This window comes from Bacteroides sp. PHL 2737, assembly GCF_004115325.2.
GTDB lineage: Bacteria > Bacteroidota > Bacteroidia > Bacteroidales > Bacteroidaceae > Bacteroides > Bacteroides hominis.
On sequence record NZ_CP040630.1, the window covers coordinates 269,680 to 289,948 of the forward strand.

General features: G+C 48.7%; 20 protein-coding genes and 1 pseudogene. 11 read left to right on the forward strand and 10 right to left on the reverse strand.

Annotation, left to right across the window (positions count from 1 at the left end; genetic code table 11):
• The first annotated feature begins 22 nt into the window (after positions 1–22).
• The 3 genes from DBK98_RS01160 to DBK98_RS01170 are packed head-to-tail and all read left to right on the forward strand — an operon-like array spanning position 23 to position 2,163.
• Positions 23–484, forward strand: a complete 462-nt coding sequence (locus tag DBK98_RS01160; protein ID WP_009291495.1) for a DUF3872 domain-containing protein — start codon at positions 23–25, stop codon at positions 482–484.
• Positions 459–1,280 (forward strand): hypothetical protein, encoded by an 822-nt coding sequence (locus DBK98_RS01165; RefSeq protein ID WP_025813744.1) that lies wholly within the window; start codon positions 459–461, stop codon positions 1,278–1,280. Before DBK98_RS01160 ends, DBK98_RS01165 begins: the two co-directional genes overlap by 26 nt.
• A 34-nt stretch (positions 1,281–1,314) precedes the next feature.
• A complete protein-coding gene (locus tag DBK98_RS01170) occupies positions 1,315–2,163 on the forward strand; it encodes a hypothetical protein (protein WP_025813742.1) in 849 nt (282 codons plus the stop codon).
• Positions 2,164–2,312: 149 nt separating this feature from the next.
• Here DBK98_RS01170 and DBK98_RS01175 read toward each other — a convergent pair whose 3' ends face one another.
• The 9 genes and pseudogenes from DBK98_RS01175 to DBK98_RS01215 all read right to left on the reverse strand — a co-directional run bounded on the left by DBK98_RS01175 (position 2,313) and on the right by DBK98_RS01215 (position 8,639).
• Positions 2,313–2,756, reverse strand: coding sequence for a JAB domain-containing protein (locus DBK98_RS01175; protein ID WP_009041239.1), 444 nt, complete (start codon positions 2,754–2,756; stop codon positions 2,313–2,315).
• Between the two features lie 377 nt (positions 2,757–3,133).
• On the reverse strand, positions 3,134–3,355 hold the full coding sequence (locus tag DBK98_RS01180) for a hypothetical protein (protein WP_009041240.1): 222 nt from the start codon (positions 3,353–3,355) through the stop codon (positions 3,134–3,136).
• A pseudogene (locus DBK98_RS01185) lies at positions 3,352–3,956 on the reverse strand (hypothetical protein). The gene DBK98_RS01180 and the pseudogene DBK98_RS01185 overlap by 4 nt, the downstream one beginning before the upstream one ends.
• A 109-nt stretch (positions 3,957–4,065) precedes the next feature.
• The gene (locus DBK98_RS01190) at positions 4,066–5,778 is read right to left on the reverse strand and encodes a ParB/RepB/Spo0J family partition protein (RefSeq protein WP_014299606.1); all 1,713 of its coding nucleotides are present in this window, start codon (positions 5,776–5,778) and stop codon (positions 4,066–4,068) included.
• Positions 5,779–5,921: 143 nt separating this feature from the next.
• Positions 5,922–6,470 (reverse strand): SLOG family protein, encoded by a 549-nt coding sequence (locus DBK98_RS01195; RefSeq protein WP_009041244.1) that lies wholly within the window; start codon positions 6,468–6,470, stop codon positions 5,922–5,924.
• A 22-nt stretch (positions 6,471–6,492) separates the two neighbouring features.
• Positions 6,493–6,687 carry a hypothetical protein gene (locus tag DBK98_RS01200; RefSeq protein WP_008640960.1) on the reverse strand — a complete coding sequence of 65 codons (195 nt, stop codon included), beginning with the start codon at positions 6,685–6,687 and terminating at the stop codon, positions 6,493–6,495.
• Between the two features lie 3 nt (positions 6,688–6,690).
• Positions 6,691–6,900 carry a hypothetical protein gene (locus DBK98_RS01205; RefSeq protein WP_009041245.1) on the reverse strand — a complete coding sequence of 70 codons (210 nt, stop codon included), beginning with the start codon at positions 6,898–6,900 and terminating at the stop codon, positions 6,691–6,693.
• Positions 6,901–6,942: 42 nt separating this feature from the next.
• Complete coding sequence (locus DBK98_RS01210; protein WP_014299605.1) at positions 6,943–7,593, reverse strand: hypothetical protein; 651 nt, start codon at positions 7,591–7,593, stop codon at positions 6,943–6,945.
• A 71-nt stretch (positions 7,594–7,664) separates the two neighbouring features.
• Positions 7,665–8,639, reverse strand: a complete 975-nt coding sequence (locus tag DBK98_RS01215) for an ArdC family protein (RefSeq protein ID WP_014299604.1) — start codon at positions 8,637–8,639, stop codon at positions 7,665–7,667.
• A 162-nt stretch (positions 8,640–8,801) separates the two neighbouring features.
• Here DBK98_RS01215 and DBK98_RS01220 point away from each other — a divergent pair, with 162 nt between their 5' ends.
• From DBK98_RS01220 to DBK98_RS01240, 5 genes are all read left to right on the forward strand, one after another.
• Positions 8,802–9,317, forward strand: coding sequence for a hypothetical protein (locus tag DBK98_RS01220; protein WP_225481482.1), 516 nt, complete (start codon positions 8,802–8,804; stop codon positions 9,315–9,317).
• Between the two features lie 78 nt (positions 9,318–9,395).
• Complete coding sequence (locus DBK98_RS01225) at positions 9,396–11,276, forward strand: P-loop NTPase fold protein (RefSeq protein WP_032535401.1); 1,881 nt, start codon at positions 9,396–9,398, stop codon at positions 11,274–11,276.
• A 25-nt stretch (positions 11,277–11,301) separates the two neighbouring features.
• Positions 11,302–11,541: a hypothetical protein gene (locus tag DBK98_RS01230; RefSeq protein WP_025813736.1), complete on the forward strand. Its 240-nt coding sequence runs from the start codon at positions 11,302–11,304 to the stop codon at positions 11,539–11,541.
• Positions 11,542–11,621: 80 nt separating this feature from the next.
• A complete protein-coding gene (locus DBK98_RS01235; protein ID WP_008640965.1) occupies positions 11,622–11,915 on the forward strand; it encodes a helix-turn-helix domain-containing protein in 294 nt (97 codons plus the stop codon).
• 1 nt (position 11,916) lies between these two features.
• Complete coding sequence (locus tag DBK98_RS01240) at positions 11,917–12,234, forward strand: helix-turn-helix domain-containing protein (protein WP_008640967.1); 318 nt, start codon at positions 11,917–11,919, stop codon at positions 12,232–12,234.
• A 91-nt stretch (positions 12,235–12,325) separates the two neighbouring features.
• On the opposite strand, the gene DBK98_RS01245 is transcribed toward DBK98_RS01240, so the two are convergent.
• Entirely contained in the window at positions 12,326–13,621 is a 1,296-nt protein-coding gene (locus DBK98_RS01245) for a site-specific integrase (RefSeq protein WP_014299601.1), read from the reverse strand.
• A gap of 1,397 nt (positions 13,622–15,018) precedes the next feature.
• On the opposite strand from DBK98_RS01245, the gene DBK98_RS01250 reads away from it, so the two are divergent.
• The 3 genes from DBK98_RS01250 to DBK98_RS01260 all read left to right on the forward strand — a co-directional run bounded on the left by DBK98_RS01250 (position 15,019) and on the right by DBK98_RS01260 (position 20,252).
• A complete protein-coding gene (locus DBK98_RS01250; protein WP_032536194.1) occupies positions 15,019–15,585 on the forward strand; it encodes an RNA polymerase sigma-70 factor in 567 nt (188 codons plus the stop codon).
• Positions 15,586–15,658: 73 nt separating this feature from the next.
• Positions 15,659–16,627, forward strand: coding sequence for a FecR family protein (locus tag DBK98_RS01255; protein ID WP_032536195.1), 969 nt, complete (start codon positions 15,659–15,661; stop codon positions 16,625–16,627).
• Positions 16,628–16,811: 184 nt separating this feature from the next.
• Complete coding sequence (locus DBK98_RS01260) at positions 16,812–20,252, forward strand: TonB-dependent receptor (protein WP_005811117.1); 3,441 nt, start codon at positions 16,812–16,814, stop codon at positions 20,250–20,252.
• Positions 20,253–20,269 lie beyond the last annotated feature (17 nt).

Here is a 20,269-nt window from a genome sequence, read left to right on the forward strand (position 1 = left end):
CTGCTATATAATATAATTGTATATGAGGACAATGATTTATAGAATATTCACGGGCTGCTACATCGTGGCCGCCCTCGTGCTGGTCGCAGCCTGTAATGACGGGCTGGATATTCAGACGAAATACCTGTTCACGGTGGAGACGATGCCCGTCCCGAAGGAGCTGAAAGTGAACGAGACGGCGGAGATACGGTGCGAGCTGAAACGGGAAGGACGCTGGGAGGACGCCCGGTACACGATCCGCTGGTTCCTCTTCGACGGGGAAGGCACGCTCAAACTGGATGACGGCACGGTGCTGCTGCCCAATGACCGCTACCCGCTGGAGAAAGAGACGTTCCGGCTCTATTACACCCGGCTGTCGGACGAGCAGAGCAGCTTCACCGTCTGGGTGGAGGACTCGGACGGTCAGGCGGTCGAGCTGGAATACGACTTCAATGCGGACAACGACAAGGAGGACGGGGATGGAAGTGGAACTGGGAAAGAGTGAGGTGCCGGCTTTGGCGGAATTGAAAGACCTGTGCCGGCACGAGTGCACCGCAGAGCGGTACGCCGATACCGTCAGGGAGTTCGGATGGTCGCTGGAACATGTGCTGGAGGACATGAAAACCCCGGAGATGTGCCGCCGTGCGCTGGAAGCGAGTGCGGAACTCGGTTACGGGCATCTGGCATTGCTGCACCATATCCCGTTCGCAGAGGTCTGCATGGAAGCCATACGGGACTGGTACGGCGAGGGCAGAGCCGATCTTTACGAGGTGGCTTCGGCAATCCGACCGGAGGTGTTCGACGGGAAGATGGCGGATTTTCTGGTGGCGGAGGACGGCAGGTGCCTGTCCCTGCTGCTCGTCCACCTGCAAACGCCGGAGCTGTGGCGGAAATGCGCCGAACATAACTGGATGTCATTCGTGATGATTCCGTGGAGGGAACGGTCGCTGGAAGCGTGCCTGACGGCGTACCTGAACTATCCCGGGATGATCCATGCCCATCCCCATGTCGTGCCGCAACCGGTGGACAGCTATTACAACGTGTACTCGCTGTGCCGCCTGATGGAGCAGATGACGGGCGAGAAATTCACCTGCGGGCAGATGGCGGACTTCTACGGGGGAAAGCGGATGGCGGTCAAGTGCATCGAGGTGCCCGATGGTTTCCTGAAAGACCGTGAGGTACTTTCGACCGGCAGAAAGAGACGTTCCGCATCGCCCCTCTCAGCCAGCGGCAGGAGCAGAGGCAGCAGGAACAGCAAGAGCCGGAACGGAACGACGCACCCAAGAGGCGCAACGGAATGAAAATATGAGACAACCTATCTAAAAAAACAGAAACATGGAACAAGAAGAAAGAATGTATCAGGTACCTCTGGAGATGATATGCAGGCACGACCGCACGGCGGAGGTGTGCCGTGCCGCCGTTGAAGAGGACGGCTGGCAGCTGGAGAACGTGCCCGAAGAGATGAAGACACCGGAACTGTGCCGGAAGGCGCTGGAAACGGAAGCGGGATTCGGGAACGACTTCCACCGGGGGCTGGTTCAGCATATCCCTTTTGCGGAGGTGTGCATGGAGGTGCTGAAGGAGTGCCGGGAGAATAACCCGGAAGAACTCTACGGGGTGGCGGTGGCTATCCGCCCGGAGGTGATGAATGGCGAAATGGCGGACTTCCTGCTGCCGCTGGACGGCAGGTGTATCAGCATCCTGCCCGTGCACCTGCAAACACCGGAGCGGGTGCGGGTGGCGGTGGAAACGTCGGGGATGTCCGCCGTCGGGCGTGGCGGAGTGCCGAAAAGCCTGCTCACGCCCGATGTGTATGTCAGGTGCGCCGCCCACAGTCGGGAGTCGCTGATGATGATCCCGTGGGCGGAACGCTCGCCGGAGGTCTGCCTAATGGCGAAGACGCTGTACCCGGACATAGTGAAGAATCACCCGGAGTTCGTGCCGGAGAGCGTGCATAACCAAGACAGCATCTACACGCTGAACAGCCTGATGGAAAGCCTGACGGGGGAAAAGTTCAACTACCGGCAAATGACGGACTTCTACAACGGGAAGCCGCTGAATGTGAAACGGATGGAAACGCCGGGCGGCGTGCAGAAGGACAAGTCGGTGAAGTTCGACAAGGAGACGGGAGGCTTCTCCTTCTCCGACATCCGGCAGGAGCGAAAACGGGGATTGAAGATGTAGCGTGAGCCGGACGAAATGGAAAGCATCATTCAGGATGCTTTCCATATCCGCCCTGCCGCCTTCCGGTTTCTTTTGCTTCTTGTTCTTTTCCCGCCCCGCTCACGAAAGAAAAGAAGTGCGAAACGGATAGCGAACAAAAAAAGGGACGCTTAAAGCATCCCCTCGTCCATGTAGCTAAGGTAGGCGTCCTCGGTCAGTATGATGTGGTCTAAAAGCTGTATGCCGATTGCCTCGCAGCCTTTCTTCAACTGGCTGGTCAGGTTGTTGTCCGGCGTGCTCGCCACGGTCGATCCGGAAGGGTGGTTGTGCGAGAGGATGATTCCCGAGGCATGAGAGACGAGAGCCGTCTGGAGGACGATGCGTATGTCCACCACCGTACTGTTCATGCCGCTGCGTGAGACGCACGAAACGCCCAGCAGTCTGCCTGCGCCGTTCAGGTACATCGCCCAGCACTCCTCGTGGTGCTGCATACAGTCCTCGTAGAAAGTCTTGAGGATGTCGTAAGACTCCTTGGAAGAGTGGATTCTAACTCTCTTGGATGCGTCAGCGTCCTTGTAACTTACGGTGATTTGAGGGAAAGACAGTGTATTCATAATGCAAAAAATTAAAAGTGAAACATTTATTTTTTGCTTTGGGGCACGGGGAAAGAACGGACTTCATGCAAGGCTTTTGCGTGGAATACGACCCGAAGGTGTGGAGATTGTGCGCAAAACCAGCAGGTTCAGCCTTGCTACTTGTCCGTTTTTCCCTGTAGGTTTGCTAAAAAATGAGTGTGGAGCTTGGCTAAAAAATCCGGTGAGTCGAGGGGGTTCTTTTTGCTTCTTTGTCTTTTCCCGCCCACGGCTCACCGAAAGAAAAAGAAGTGCGTCCGAAAATGGGTCAATCCTTTCCCACGGGCGGGTAAAAAAAGAAGTCCGGGCGGATCGCTACCCGTCCCGGACTTCCGGCGATGAAACATAGAGGGGGAATGTTATGGCTTGATTTCCCCCGTTGCGATTAAATTCCCGTCCGAATAATACGCTATCTTCCCGTAGGTAAATCCCATGTCGGGAATGGCTACGAAAGCGATATAGTCCGAATACTCCCTGCCTTTGAGGTTCTTCCCGACAAGGTTGTTGAATATCATGGGGATGCTGCAACCGTCCTCGCTGTAAAGGACGGTTTTCCCGTTCTGTCTGATTTCCTGCTTCATGCCGTTTCTATGAAAAGTGTCCCGTCGATAAGGTACTCCCAATTATTCTTGTGGCTCTCGTCCGTGAAATATTCCTCGCTCTCGCAATACTCGCAATCGTCACGGCACGAGCGGAAGAAGTTTTCCAGACAGTCACGCATGAGTTCCTTGAAATTCCGTGTGTCGGGCGAGCGCATGAAGTCCATGAGGGGCTGCAAGATGATTTCGTCCGACACCCCCCCCCCGTGAAGGGGCATTCGCAAGTGACGGAGATACGGCTCCTGCGTCTTTTCTTGCGGTCTTTCGTCCAATAGACCTTGGGCTTGTACAGCTCCGCATGGAAGTTGTTATAGAGGTAAGCCAGCAAGCGGACGCTCGAAAGCCTTTCGGTCTCCTCCTCGTGTCCGGTATGGAAACGGTAAGCGTATGTGCAACTGTCGTAACAGTAGTTGGTGCAGGCAATGCGGAAAAGGTTGCAGAAGGCTTCGAGTGTGTCGCAGTTCTCGGAAGCATACGGGTAATCGTTTCCCTTGGCAAGCCAGTCGGTATAGGCTTTTTGACGGGCTTCGTCCTCCAGTTCCGTAATGCCGAATAGTGTATAGGTTCTCTGTACGGTTCGCATAAGTTTGAAAATTTGAAAGTTTAAAAATCGGTTTCTTTGCGATCTTTCTTTTCCGCTACGGCTCACGAAAGAAAGTAGCGGGCGGATTTCTCCGCCCTGCCCTTTGTCTTTAGGCTGCAATCTCTTCGGGTTGCGGTTGTTCCTCGGGTTGCGTTACCTTGCGCTCCCTTGCCCGTTCCTGCACTAATAGGACGGCTTTCTTTTCCTCGATCCGCTGGTGACGTTTCTCGTACACCCCGTTGTACTCCCTTTCGATGTTGGCGAGTTCCTCCGGCATGTGCCTGCGTGCGAAGTCAAGCAAGAGGGTCGCCACGGTGTTGTTCCCGTACGCTCCCTTGAAGTTGGCTACAAGGAAGTCCCTGCGGATGATGGTCTTCATCTTTACCGTGAGGTTTCCGATAATCCCCATCTTGTCCTCGTCCGTGATATACGGCTTGTCTTCCGCAATCCCCACGGCTGCGAAGTGTTCCTTCCGGAGCGAGGACAGAAGGAAGAAGTACAGCATCGTGTCTTCATCGGCACTGAACTTGCCGCCCGTGATGTCGGCTTCGAGAATCTGTTTCTTGGTGTCCTCCACCGTGCGTTCGAGTGCGATTTCCTTATTGCGCTTGTCCTGCTTCTCCAATTTCTCCACGGGAGAGAGCGGTGCGGGTGCGGGCGTTCCGTCCGCTGTCTCGGTCTCTGTCACGTTCTCCACGTAACAGAATGTAATCTCCTTCTGCCCGATTTTGGCATAGACGGTGATTTCCCCCGCTCCGCTCCTGCGGGTGATTTCCTCCTCCTGCTCCATGTAGTCCGCCCATTGCTGCTCGTAGCGGGTGCGGGCTTCCCCGTAGCGTTCGGGGTCGTTGAAATTTTCGGCTTTGGGTTCTTTGGGGCAGCTTGGAAAGGCGGTGTACCTGTCAAGGGTCTCCACCTCGTAGCCCGAAGCGGTTAGCCGTTCTACTACCGTCTCGTTGGCGGTGTAGCAGTCACGGCAGAGCGACACCTCCGGCTGGTTCCGCATGATTTGCACGGCTCGCTCCATAAGGAAAGAGGCGTTCATCTCGGCAAGACACGTGCGGTTGGCGCAATGCCCGCACCCGCCGTCATGGAACAACAGCAAGTTATTGGTGTTGTGTGCGCACGTGGCGCACTCGGCCTTGTCGAAGTGGTAGTATTGCAGGTCGGTGGTGAAGTTCTGTTCAATGCGCCTTGCAACATCGGCGGCTTTCAGTCCCCGCCAACTGTTATACGTTCCCTCGTCCTGCAAATGTTTCTCGTACACCTCACGCTGAATGTCCTCCCCGTATCGGCAGATTTCAGCCGCCACGCTGATGGTGATTTCATCCGCATCCAAGAGGGCGGCGATTTCGGGGATAAGGGCGGTGAATTTCAGCCGTGTGCGGATGTAGTTCTCGTTCTTTCCGAAGAGTACCGCCAAGGTCTGCACGGTGTGGCGTCCGCTCTCGATAAGCCGCTGATAGGCTGCGGCTTCCTCCACGGGTGTCACGTCCTTGCGCTGCAAGTTCTCAGTAATCGCCATTTCCTCGGCTTCCTCGTCCGACAACTCGGAAACGATTGCGGGAATTTCGTCCCTGCCCGCAATGACGGACGCACGGTAACGGCGTTCCCCGAAAACAATCCCGTAACGGTCTGTCCCGTCAACGGGGCGCACGGTGATGGGCTGCAACACACCCTGCCGCTTGATGCTCTCGGCAAGCTCGTAAAGGCTCGTTTCATCGAAACGCTTGCGTGGGTTGAAACCGCTCGGCTGAATGTTTGCCAATGCTACCATCGTGATGTTTCTCTCTGCTGCTGATTGATTTGCTTTTGTCTTCATAATCCGTTTGTTTTTAAGTTGATTGTTTATTCTTGTTCTTTTTGATAATTTTTTCCGGTCGGGAAATCGGTTTCTTTGCTATCTTTCTTTCCCCGCTCCGGCTCACGAAAGACAGTAGCGGGCGGAAAGTCCGCCCTTGCGGCTTACCTGCGGTTATAGCACACGTTCGCGAACTTCTTTTTCTGCTCTACCGCCCGTTTGAGGATGTAGAACGTGCCGCCCACGGCTACCGAATCGTAATAGACCATCAGAAAAGCGGAGTTTTCCAAAAGGTAGTCGTTACGGCGTAGGAAACAGCCCTCGGTATATCCGTCCTGCAAGGTTACCACTTCATCGGCTTGCGCCAAAATGGTGTCATAACGCCGCTTGTCGGCCTGGGTGTACCGCTCGGCTTGTCCCTTGAAGGGGAGAACGCATTTCAAATGGATATGCGGGTATTCCTTTTTGAGGTTCAAGACTTCCTCTGCTGCGATAAGGTCGAAGCCCTCGCACATTCCCGACAAAAAGGTATGGTAGCCTTTTTTGATACAATAACTCTCGATGGCTACAAATGTATCGAACGCCACCTCTCTAAAGAGTTTCTCACGGTCTGCCGTGAACTTGGCTATACGGTTGGTGCGGTGTCCCGAAAAGGCTACCGTCTTTTCTTTCGTAACGGGTGTTCCGTTTTCTGCCAATGTCCTTGTTTCCATATTGATATTTTTTTATCGGTTATTACTTGCCTTCTTCCTGCCACAAACCACGCTCTTTATCAAAATCAATGTCGTAGTAGTAGGCTGTCTTTGTTTTGGGCTTCCTGCGCCCGCCCAAAACTTGGGTTTCCAAAACCTTGTACCCTTTTCGGGTGGCTGCCACGACCACGCAAGTGAGGTACGGCAGATACTTGTGTTTAAACTTCTTTCCTTCCATGATTCAGATGATTAAAAGAATGATTATCAAGATGAACATGAAGCCGACAAACAACCGCCACGCAAGGGCGAAAACAAGCCGTGCCACGAAGCCTAACAGAAGCAAAGTAGCGGATAGGGCAAAAAACTGCCCTGCGGTGGTGGTGAGGAAGTACACCGCCGAAGCCCAAAGGATTAGGCGGTAAACCAGTCTGTAAATGAATGTCGTTTTCATGTTCTCGGGTATTGTCGGGCGGAGGAATCCGCCCGTGGTTGTTTAATAGTTTCCTTTCGGGATATAGCGGTTATCGGCTATCAGCCGGAACGTGTCGTAATCAGCCGTTCCCCGATAACTTAGGGACAGTTCAAAATAGAGGTGTCCTTCCTCTATGTAGAAAGTGAAGCGCAAGCCGTTGCGGATTATCGTCCCTTTTGAATGGTTGTTCCCTTCCCATCTTACGGGTTCATTCTCGATACTTTTCAAGAAATCGGCGACCTTTTTCGAGTTCTCCACATTTTCTTGCTCCACCTGCCTGTATATCTGCGTGTAGTAGTTTATCCAATCGTTTATTTTCTTGGCGGTGAACACGCCGATATTGCACGGCTTTTCGTATTGGTTGCCCGCTCTTTCGATGTCGTAGCGGTTGACATATTCAAAATGCTCCATGTCGGCGGCTATCCTGTATTTGTTCTCTTTGTATATCTTGCACACATGGAAACGGATGCCGTTATACGTGAACTCTATGCGCACGCCGTAAAATGCGGGATATTCACCGCTCTCCACGTGGTAGCCGTATTCCGCTTGGGGTATGTACTTCCTTATCTCCTGCATGAGTGGAGACAGCTCTTTTTTCGCCCGTTCCGCTCTTTCGGTAAACATCGCATTAACGTTAAAGCCGTTAAATTCCTTTTCTGATAATGTTTTCATCGTCTTATGTCTTTAAGTGGGGCGGATTGCTCCGCCCGTTGGTTTATACTCTTGTTCCTTTGTTGTCCCGCTTAGGCTGCTGCGGGTTCGTTTACCGGTTCGGTTACCTTGTCGGCAATCATCTTCGCCGCCTTGTTCACGTCCCCCAATATCTCCACCAAAAAGGCGGGTTCCTCCCTTAGCTTGGTGAGCCAGTGTTTCAGATAGGCGGCGTTGTTCTCCTGCGGTGCGGTTGCGTAGCCGAAGAACGCACCGCAAAGGGCTGCGGTAAGTTCGGCGACAAGTTCCTCACGGGCATAGAGCGCATCCCCGAAGAAGCAGCCGAACGTGCGGTTCAGCCGCTGGGGGCTTCCCGTGCTGTGCGCCATCTCGTGCAGGAGCGTGCCGTAAAACTCCGCTCCCTGCGGGAACTGCTCACGCTGCGGGCAAACGATATGGTCGGAAGAGGGCGAATAGTAGGCACTGTCCGAATACTGCACCTTGATAGGGCAATACCAATTTTGCAGATAGACAAGCTCGTCCAACGCCTCGTAAATCATCCCGTCCGAATAGTCTTCGGGCTGCTCTCCCTTTTTCATGCGCTCGTAGCGTTCGGGGTATTTCCCTGCAAAATCGGTCTGGTCGATGTTGAAGACGTTGTAATACTTCATCTGCGGGATGACCTTGTAATTTTCCTGCTCGGTTGCGGGCAGCTTGCGGTATTCCTCGTACTTGATTGTCTTTTTCGTCTCCTTGTGTACCACGAACTTGAACCAATAATAGACGGGAAACGAGCGTGCGCCCTTGCTGACGCTCAAGTCCTCTTCCTTCGCTTGGTTGAACGTGAGGAACACGGGCAAAGTGAATTTCATGAACTCGGTGTAGAACAATAACATCAAGACATTGCCGCCATTATAGAGCGTCCCTCTGATGTTGCGGGGCAAACCTTGTTCAAGGCTCGTTATCCACGGTTTTTGCCAATCCGTTTTCAGGCACTCGATTTTCTTTATCAATAACTCGGTGAACATCGGTGCAATTTTTTCGATGGTGCTGTTCGTTGTTGCCATAACTCACAAATTTTAATCGTTATTACTCTGTTTTCATCGCTTGTCGCCCCAACCATTTTTTTCCCTTGGCTGATTGGGAAGAACATTGACAATCATTGATAGCGGAAAAGGTGAATGGCAACCATCTGAAAAAATGGTAAATACTACCCGCAGGGTGGAGATTTGGCATTTTTTGCAGATTTGCTTTCACCTCCGCCTACCTTCGTCAATGTTTTTCCAATCAGCTTAGGGAAAAAATGCCCTGTCAGTCATTCCTGTCAATGGTCGGTTACTTGCCGGGTGCGGGAAAAAGAAGCCTTCCGGAGAGCCGGGAACGCCCGTTTCCCAAGGCAAGGACATACGTGCGGGAGAAGTATATGGGAGGACTGTCAGCTTCCGGCTTCCGGACAAGCACGGGGGAACTCTTTCGGACGGGAGGGGGCACGGGAAGTTTCGGCGATAGCCGAAGCCCCGTGTGACGGCACGGACGGACGTGTTCCGTTTGTCCTTCCGCCCCGATGTCCGGTTTCGGCCATGCAGCCTGCCGGAGTGGTCGGCAGCGGACGCCGGGACGGGACAACCCGTGCGCCAAGGTGTAAGCGCAAGACAGTGAAAACCCTTTCACCCACGTTAGGGATTGCAGGGGAAAGCCCGACCCGAAGGGGAACGCTCCGACAATCATCCGGAAACACGAATTGACCGTAATAACTTATTTCTTAAAAGTTATCAGAATTATGACTCTTTTCCGTAATTTTGAAACCTCTAATGAACATGGCTATGAATAGAAACATACTCACCTTTTTAAATGAATATGCGGAAATACCCGATCCGCAATATGCCATCATGCTGCGAGGTGCCTGGGGATGCGGCAAAACGTTTTTTATCCGCCAATGGATAAAGCAACTGAAAAACGATAAAGATGCAGACAAGTTAAAATGGCGGCCCATATATGTGTCTTTATATGGTTTGACCACTACCCAGCAAATCACAGAACAAATCAACAAGGAAATATCCCCGTGGCTGTACAGCAAGGGAATGAAACTGGCCAAGAATATATTAAAAGCCGCCTCGAAAATCGCTTTGAAATATGACATCGACGGTGACGGAAAGGATGAAGGGAGTGTAACCTGTGACTTGGACTCCATTTTGTTGTTGAAAGAAGAAAATTCCGAAATAAAAGGAAACAAGATTCTGATTTTTGACGACCTTGAAAGATGTGATGTAAAACTGGAAACCTTGTTGGGATACATCAATTACTTTTCGGAACATTGTAAATGCAAGGTCATCATCATTGGCGATGAGAACAAGATTTCCGAAAAAGAGGACGATAAGTGCAAGTTGAAATTCAAGGATTTCAAGGAAAAGACTATCGGGCGCACTTTTGAGATCAAATTAAATATAGGGGAGACACTCGATTTCTTCATTGGCGAGATATCCACCAACAACAGGAACCTCTTGTCTGAGAACAAAGAGCTTATCATCAAGATATTCCATGCCTCTAAATTCGATAATTTAAGAGTCCTGCGGCAATGTCTGAACGATTATCACAGGATAGCCATGGCTTTGCCGGAGCATTATCATAAATCTCCCAAGTACAAACTTGTCATAACATCGTTGTTGGCAAATTTTGTCGCCGTTTACTGCGAGTATAAGGGTGGGAATACTCGGATCGGAAGCCTATTCAACAGCCTGTATGACATGTTCCCGGATAAAGAGAAAGATGAGGAGCGTGAAAAAATCCTCTCCAAATACCGTTTTATAGAGATAGGTAAACAGTTGGATATTTTTGATAGATTCATCGTTAATGAAATTGTCTGCTATCTGGAAAGCGGGTATTTTGACACGACCTACCTGCAACAATATTTTGCAGCCGAAGACGCAAGTTTGAACAGTTGGGATTACCTGTACGACTATTGGAGACTGGATAACGGGGAATACGAGAAACACTACGGGGAAACGGTACGATATTACTTTGCGGATGAAAGCGTTGATCTAAAAGAATTGTTTGTCATTATATCTGTACTATCGGTTTTATATAGCGACAACCTTGTTCACGTATCCGAGGAAGACATCATAGCCCAAGGCAAGCACTCCATAGACAGGCTGATGGAAGGTATCAGCGACATGGAGGGTTTGTTGAATTGTAACTCAAAGGTACATGCGGGTACAAGAAGGAATCATTCTAATATTGGTTCAGATCGAATTTTGAATGGACTGGTTGCGTATTTTCAAAAACTATTCGGGCAAAGATTGAAGAAATGCCCTAATAAAGTGTCTGTCATGCTGGAAAATCTGACGGATGAAACTTGCGAACGCCTGAATCCGGCATTGAATGATGTAGTCCCGGTCAAACAGCGTCTTTATAGGGATACTTCAATATTCCAAGAGGCTGATGCGGATAAGGTTTCAAAAAGTATTTTGGGATTGTCCAACGAATCACGTAACACCTTTCTGCATTTTTTACAGTTCCGTTATAAATATACCTCTTGGGGCAGTGAAATAGAACACTTGAGCAAATATTGTCAATCAGATTTGCCACAACTAAAATTAATCAATGAAAGACTAAAGGCAGAAGCGGCAAACAGGAGATTGATAGAAAAGTATTCCATTGAGAAGATCACGAACCTGATAGATGAAATTACCGCAAAAGTAAAATAACTATTCCAGTCCGTTTTCGAAAGAGATGGCTTTGACAAGGGGCAAGCCGGTGACGAAATTTGCCCCGTGCCCCATCAACTTGCATCGTGGCTGGATGAGGGTGAAGTCGGTGCGTAGTACACATTTTCCTTTGAACCATCCGGAATTGGTACTATGGATTCCGTTCTCGTGCGTACCCTTGAACTGGGTACGTTTATGTAGGACTTTTCCCCGCCTTTCATCGTTTGGGGTACGACAAGGCTACGAACGTGAAGCAAAACGGTGACAAGCTATACGGTTTTGATACATAGTTTTATATGAATCCATATATTTGCAGGGAAGTATAATGAAAAATGTATCAGAACGATGGAAATAGTAAGTATTGAAAAGAAGACCTTTGAGGAGATGAAGGAGCGGTTCGGCTGCTTCTCACGGCACGTGAAGGAACTTTGCGCCCGTTACCGCCCGCCCGGGAAGATGAACTGGATGGACGGGGCGGACGTGTGCGAGAAACTGGGGATCAGTAAACGGACGTTGCAGACCTACCGTGACCGGGGACTGCTGCCGTACAGCCAGATCAACCATAAGATTTACTACCGGACGGAGGACGTGGAGGTATTCGTGGAGTCCATGAGCCGGGAAATAATGGAGGACGAGTGACATGGAAGTGATAACAAAAGACACGGAAGAGGTACGTGCGTACTTCGAGGCTCTGGAAGAGGGCATGAGGTATATTGATACGGTGACGGCGCATTTCCGTCCGGCGATGAACGGCGAGGTCTATTTCACGGGTGAGGATGTGTGCAGAATGTTACATATCACGTCAAGGACGTTGCAGGGCTACCGCACACAACGGTTGATCCCGTACATATCGCTGCCAGGCAAGACGCTTTACCGCCAGTCGGATCTGCTGCGTATGCTGGAAGAAAATTACGTGGACATGAGACAAAAGCGCAAACGGGGGAAAAGTCCAACATAAACGCACGGGGATATACATCGGAAAATGCAGCAAAGGCAGGAGCACTGTATCGGGGTTCCTGCCTTTGCCGTGTTTCGCATGGAGAAAGGTGTCAAGCCGTTTCCCGGAGGGACCGGTGCACCTTTTTCCTACCTTGCTTCCTGTCCCTTTTCTCCAGTACGCTCCGCTGCATGGCGGCGAGGTTGCCGGAGATTGCACGGAAATCTGAACTTACCATCTTGTTGGTTACTTCAGCGTAGATCTGCGTGGTGCTGATGTGCTTGTGACCGAGTATCTTGGAGAGCGCCTCTATCGTGCCGCCGTTGCAGAGATAGACGGTCGTGGCGAAGGTGTGCCTGCTCAGGTGGAATCCGATCTCCTTGCTGATGCCGCAGGCTTTGGCAATCTGTTTGAGGTGCTTGTTGCATGTACCGTTAGAGGGCATGGGAAATACGAAATCGCCTCCGGCAAGTCCCTTGTACCTTTCTATCAGTTCCTTGGCTATTTCCATAAGGGGAACGTTGCTCGACACACGGGTCTTGGTGCGTCGGGTTATGATCCAATCCTCGCCGTCGAAGTCCATGCGCTGGATCTTGTCATGGGTGAGTGTCTTTATATCAATGTAGCTAAGTCCGGTGAAGCACCCGAAGAGGAACATGTCACGTACGAGGTTGGTCTGTTTTTTCACGAACACGGCGTTAGCCAGGGTGCGCAGTTCCTCTTCCGTGAGGTAGCCCCGGTCTGTCTCCTGCATTTCAAGGCTGTACTCGCCGAAAGGGTCGGAACGGACGATACCACGCCGCCATGCCTTGTCTGTCAGGCTGAGCAGTGGCATGGTGTATATCCAAAGAGTGTTGTCACTCAATCCCTTTTCCACGCGCAGGTACTTGTCGAAATCGGTGATAATCTCCTTTGTCAGTTCCTTGTAAGCCATATCGGTTCGTTTCTTCTTCTCCCAAAGGAAGGTGGCAAAATGGTTGTACACGGCCAAGTACTTGTTGTAAGTGGATTTGGCACGCTGTCCTTTCTCCACCATCGCCTCAAATTCCCGGTTCATGTTCTCGAAATCTTTCAGGATACAGTTTTCCATCACACCGATACCCAGAAAGGCGTTACGCAGCTTTTCGGCGGTGACAAAATCCTCTTCCCGGAGGATGCGGTGATAGTGGTTGGTAAGCCGGGCACTGACTTCTTTGAGCTGCCCGTTTATCTCTGTCGCCTCGGCAGACTTGCCTTTTGCCTTACCATTCTCCCATAAATCCGGCGTAACGAATAGTTTGGTTCCCAATACTTTGTCATCCCCATCAATGGAGATCTTCACCATGATGGGGGCTTTTCCGTCCCGGTTTCTCACTGCCGATCTCTTGATGTAGAACGAGGTTGCAAACGTACTTCTCTTTGTTTTCATAACTCTAAAATTTTCGTTTCTAAAGGTAGTTAATTATTTGTTACCAAGAGTTATGCAAAACAACGCATAGTTATGAAACAGAACTTGTTATATCCCATATATCCTCTTTAGGACTGGTAGCTGCTTAGTAGCCGAACTTTGTCCGAAAGGGGTATTTTCAAGCGTTTTATGCCAAAGTTTGTTTCAATCCGCCCTGCATATAAAATACTGACCTCCAATTATTCAAGTAGAACTTTGCTTTTCTTTGCGTCTTATGCCGATTTTTTATGAAAAAATATAAATTTATATGTAAAAGACTGAAGGAGAGGTAGGTTTTAGAGCATACTTTAAAAAGAAGGGAAAAGGGAGGGCCAAGGGGGACACATTATTATAATATATAAGGGGGAATACTTGGAAAACAAGGAGGGGGGATTGATTGGGGAGGGAGGGGAATCTCTGTGTTGGGAACGAACCGCCAGGCGGTTTCAAATTTCTCCGGGGGGGGATATGGGAAAGGGATTCTCAGGGGGCACCCGGATAAATGTGTAACTGGGTCAGCAGTTAAATATCATTGATAATCAGAAGAGTATATTTACCTGAATTTTATTCTTGATGTAAAGCCATTTACCCGGGCATGTAAAAGCATTTACCTCAGCATGTAAAGCCATTTACCTCGGCATGTAAAAGCGTTTACCCCGGTTGGTAAATGGAACCGGCATTCAAGGTTACGGGGGGACGCACGTAAAGGCAGCGTCAAGGCAACGTATGCTTCGGACAGACCATGCTTGAGGGAAAGCGCCGGTGAAAGGAAAGGAGGAGGACAAGGTAAAGGGTAAGCGCCGTCTATTCAGGAAGGCGGGAGAAAGGGAATAGCGGACAGGGAATGGGGCGGACGGGGGCAAAGAATATCCCAAGCGGCAAATAACAAAGGACTTCCGGAAAAAAGCAGAGCATTTTCAAACAAACAAGCGAGGGAATGAAAATGCTTTTTAAAGGGAAAACTGACAAGAAACAGAAAGTATAATTCTGAATACGAGGGAATTATGGAAGTTTTTCAAGCGATGGCAGAGGGTGGAAGATGGAAGATGAAGGTGGAAGATAAACGGGCTGAAAACGCGATCTTCCACCGTATTAACTAAATGATAATCAGATAAAAAGATGGAAAAAGGTGGAAGATGGAAGATAGAAGTGCATTTTGCGAATGAGAGGACGGAAAAGGCACTGTCCACGATTTTACCCCTATTCAACCGTGTTCCAATAAAAAAGAGCATTTTCCGAAAAAACATATTAAAGAAAGATGCTTCACAATAGCAAAATAAAAAATAAACCTGCTCTCCTACATTGCAAACTATTTAGTTATATTTGCAATCTAAACATATCTTATACTATAGACAAAAGAAATAAGTCCGCTAAAAAGAATGCAGCCTAATCATCTACTGGAAACACAGAAAAGCTTTTCAGACATATATTCTATATATTATGTAAGAATGCTCCGCTTCTCACAAACCTATGTCATTGCAGAAGAGGATGCAGAAAACATAGTGCAGGATACCTTTCTTTATCTGTGGGAACATCTGGACCTACTGAAAGACATAGAACATCTGGATGCCTTTCTTTTCACACTGATCAAAAACAGATGTTTAAACTTTCTGAAACACCAGTCGTATATTCAGGCTAAAACCTGTTCACTGAAAGCAGACGAAGAGTTGGAATATCAACTGAACCTATATGCTTTGGAACAGTTCGACGAAGCTGTCTCCTCCATTCCGGAAGTAGAAAATCTATTAAGCCAGACAATGCAAAAGTTGCCTGAACGTTGCAGAGAAATTTTTCTCCTCAGCCGGATAGAAGGATTAAAATATAAAGAGATAGCCGAGCGTCTGAACATATCCATCAATACTGTTGAAAATCAAATATCTATCGCATTACGTAAACTCAGATCAGAACTTAAAGACTATCTTCCCTTACTTGTTTTTATTATTTAGAAGATTTTTTTATATTTCCTTTGGTGGCAAATGCATCCCCGATTGTCTTTACTGTAAAACCACTCAAGGAACCATGAATGATGAACTAAAAAAATACTTCACAGGTGCCATGTCAGCCACCGAAAAAGCGGATTTTTTGAATAGACTCCGGAATAATCCGGAAGCTAAAAAAGAATTTGCACGCATGAAAGCTGTATGGGCCATCTCCGGACTCACATCACAGGAAGGAGACCGGGAAAAGACCGCAACAGGTATAGCTGAATTCGACAAACGACTGAAACGACGTTCTATACGCCGCTTCCGTATCGGGCTTCTAAAGTATGCAGCCGCAATCTGTCTGCTGGTCACCACTACCTGGTTCATTAGCAACAGATATGCACAGATCGGACAAAAAGACTTATATACAGAAATCAATGTCCCTAAAGGGCAGCGAGTCAACATGACTCTTCCGGACGGTACTTCCGTATGGCTAAGCCCTCAGAGTAAAATCAAAATCCCCAATGCATTCAACCGGAAGAGCCGTACGGTAGAGCTAAATGGCGAAGGGTATTTTGAGGTGACCAAAAATGCCAAAAAACCTTTTATCGTAAAAACGCAACGGTTCAACATACAAGTATTGGGTACCCGATTCAACGTGTTCGCCTATGCCGGAAAAGAGAATAAGTTTGAGACCTGCCTCGTAGAAGGCCGTGTGTTGGTCTATAACAAAAACAACAGGAACGAGAAGGTATACCTGAATCCTCACGAGAAAGTATCGTTGGTAAACAACCGCATGATAGTGTCGACCTCTAACTTCGATAATGAAGAATACCTGAAAAGCGGCATCTTTAGTTTCCGTTCAAAACCCTTCGGAGAGATTCTGAATTACCTGACCCTGTGGTACAACGTACTGTTCAAATTCACCGGAGATGTGAAGCTGGATGAACGAATCTCCGGTAAAATCCGGCAAAGCGAGGATGTGGACAATATCCTGATAGCCCTGCAAGGAGTATACCACTTCAAATTCAAAAAAACAGATGACGAGCATTATGAGATTTATTAAATACCAATGTCTAACCTTTAAAAACAAATCAGCACTATGACTTAGATATTTTTCACCCCAACAATGGATAGTGTGACAAAAAAGGGTGAGCGCTACCAACACTCACCCCCGAAAGAGTCAATACTATCTTTTATCCATCTCGAAATAGACCTATAGTATTAATCTTTAAACGTACGACAAAGTTATGAAAAAAAACTTGTTGCAGAAATGGTATGTCCATCAACAACTTGAATTAACACATATTATACGAATTATGAAACTGTCCGTGTTCTTTATATTCGTTTTTCTCTTTCAGCTCCAGGCTGGTAACGTAAAATCGCAGGAGGCTCGTGTAACTCTCTCCAAGAGTAGTCTGACTTTCGGTGAGTTAATGCGTGAAATCGAGAAACAGACTAATTATCTGTTCATGTATCGTGATGCCGAAATTGACCTTTCACAGGAAGTCGAGGTAAAAAACACCCATGCCACTGTAACGGAAATCCTGAAAACGGCACTCAGAAACAAAAAACTGACGTATAAGTTCTCCAATAACTACATTTCTCTGTATGTAGACAAAGAAAAAGCGTCCGAAACGACAATCACCCAGCAAGAGCGCAGAATCAAAATCAAAGGTGTGGTGATCGATCAGATCGGTGACCCGATTATCGGAGCCAACATTTCGCTGAAAGGGCAACCGGGAACAGGAGATATTACAAACATTGAAGGAAACTTCACGCTGGAAGTGCCAGAGAAATCAGTATTAGTGATTTCATACATCGGCTACCTGACTCAGGAAATACCGGTGAATGGCAAATCGTCTTTCAATATCCAAATGAAAGAAGACACTAAAACCCTGGACGAAGTAGTGGTAGTAGGCTATGGCTCACAGAAAAAACAGACTGTGACTGCTTCAGCCTCTACGCTAAAGGTATCTTCGCTCAAGAATGTACCTACTGCCAATCTGGCCTCCTCACTCGGAGGACGTGTCAGCGGGGTGTTGATCCAGCAAACCGGCGGTGAAGCCGGATACGATGACCCGACCATCATTATCCGTGGTTCCAGCTCACCTACCTCCTCTTCTCCCTTGATTGTAGTGGATGGTATCATCGGACGCAGTATGGCTCAACTCGACCCCAGTGAAATCGAGAGCATGACGGTATTAAAGGACGCCTCTGCCGTAGCCCCTTACGGTGCACGCGGAGCAAACGGTGTAATCCTTATCACTACAAAGCGTGGTAAAAGTGGTAAAGCACAAGTAGACTATAACTTCAAAGTAGGTTTTGGTACCCCCACCCGTATGCCTGAGATTGCCAGTTCTTATGATCATGCACGCTTCATGAATGAGGCTTGGCGCAACAAAGAAATGGATTTGGGCGAAGACCCGGGTATGTATGGCATTTATAATGAAGAGGAGTTACAGAAGTTCAGAGATGGTTCCGACCCCTACGGTTATCCTAACACGGACTGGAACAAAGAGGTATTGCTCCCTCGCGCCTGGCAACAGATGCACAGCCTGACGGCAAGCGGCGGTTCTGATAAGGTGAAATATTTTGCAGGATTCGGCTATGTGAAACAGGATGCCCTCTATGGTGACACACGTACCAATGAATCGACCTCCGGTTTCAACCGATATAACGCACGTGTGAATATAGACGCCAACATTGTGGACAAATACCTGAATCTATCGGCAGATATGGCCTATCGCCAGGAAGACAGAAACAGTATTGCCGGCAGTACTTCCGATGTATTCAATAATATGCACCGTAACCCGCAGACAGATCCGGGACGCTTTCCGGACGGCAACTTAGGTAAAGTGTCACTGGGTGTCAACCCTATCGGTCTGGCTACCGAAGGAGGTTGGGTCAAAGATCGTAAAAGTGTATTAAACACACGCTTCATGTTGGATTTCAATGTCCCGGGACTCGAAGGCCTGAATCTGAAGGGTATTTTCTCCTACGACAAAATATTCAACAGCATCAAGAGATGGACCACTCCGGTAGACTTCTATGTGTGGAACAAGATTACAGGAGAATATGACGGACACTCACCGAACCGCGAAGGTGCGGAACTGAAACAAACGTACTCTACAAGTCAGGCCATGACGTTTGAGTTCCAGGCAGCCTATAATAAAACCATTGCGCAGGATCATCAATTGGGAGCATTATTTGTATTCTCACGTTCGGAAGGAGCCGACGAAAACTTCTGGGCCTCACGTACCAAATATCGTATTTATTCCATCCAGCAACTGTTTGCCGGACCAGACAAAGACAAGGATAATAGCGGCAGTGCTTCCGAAACCGGTAAAATCGGTTCGGTATTCCGTCTGACCTACAACTATAAAGAGAAATACATGCTGGAAGCGAACGGACGCCTCGATGGTTCGGAAAAATTCCCGAAAAACAAACGTTATGGCTTCTTCCCTTCTGTATCGGCTGCCTGGCGTATATCGGCAGAACCTTTTATGGAACCCTTCTCGGAAGTGCTTAGCAATCTGAAACTAAGAACTTCATGGGGACGTGCCGGCACAGACAACATCGGACAGTTCCAATATATGTCTGCTTATGGTACAGGCGGCGATGCCGTATTCGGCGGTCAGAATCCGGAAATCGCTCCGGGATATACTGAGACCCGTTTCCCGAATCCTAACATTACATGGGAAACTTCTGAAATGTTCAATATCGGTATAGATGCCTCGTTCTTCAACGGAAAACTCAATCTGGAAGCGGATTGGTTCTATAAAAAGACAAACGACATCCTGCGTGAACGTACAGATATGCCGGCTATCCTGGGATATAAATTACCGGCTGCCAATGTAGGTAAAGTAGACAACAGAGGTATCGACCTGAACATTACGCATCGCAATCATCTGCGCGATTTCAATTATTCCGTTGCAGGTAACCTGACCTGGGCCAGAAACAAAGTGATTGACCTGCTGGAACCTGCCGGAGAGAAAAACAACCCGAGACAGCGCAGTACCGGACACTCCATGAGTCAGTACTTCGGTTACGAAGCACTGGGACTGTTCCAATCTGACGAGGAAGCCAATAACTGGCCTCAACCGCAATTCGGCAAAGCCAAGGCAGGCGACATTAAATACAAAGACCAAAACGGAGATGGCATCATCGACGCAGAAGATAAAATAGCTATCGGACGCAGCAATTATCCGGAATTGGTATACGGACTAAACCTGAATGCCGAATGGAAAGGTTTTGATGTAACCTTCTTCTTCCAGGGGGCAGCGTTGGCAGACTTTTACTACAATGGTTACCTGGCCTTCCCATACATAGAGGGACGCGGAGGAGCTTTGCTTGAACATCACATCGGTAACACCTGGACACCAGAGAATCCGAAAGCGGAATTTCCACGCCTGTATTACGGAGGCAACTCCAATAACCAGTTGTTTTCTTCTTTCTGGATGCGTAATGGTTCATACCTCCGCCTGAAGAATGTAGAAATAGGTTACGACTTCAAGAAACTGCTACTGTCCAAGGTATCCGAAATTCAAGGATTGCGTCTTTACTTCAGCGGTTCTAACCTGCTGACCTGGTCGCAAATAAAATATTTCGATCCTGAGTTGCGCTCTACTGACGGAAGTGCTTATCCTCAAATGAAAACCTTTGTGTTTGGTGCTAACATTACATTCTAAACTTAAAAATTGAAACG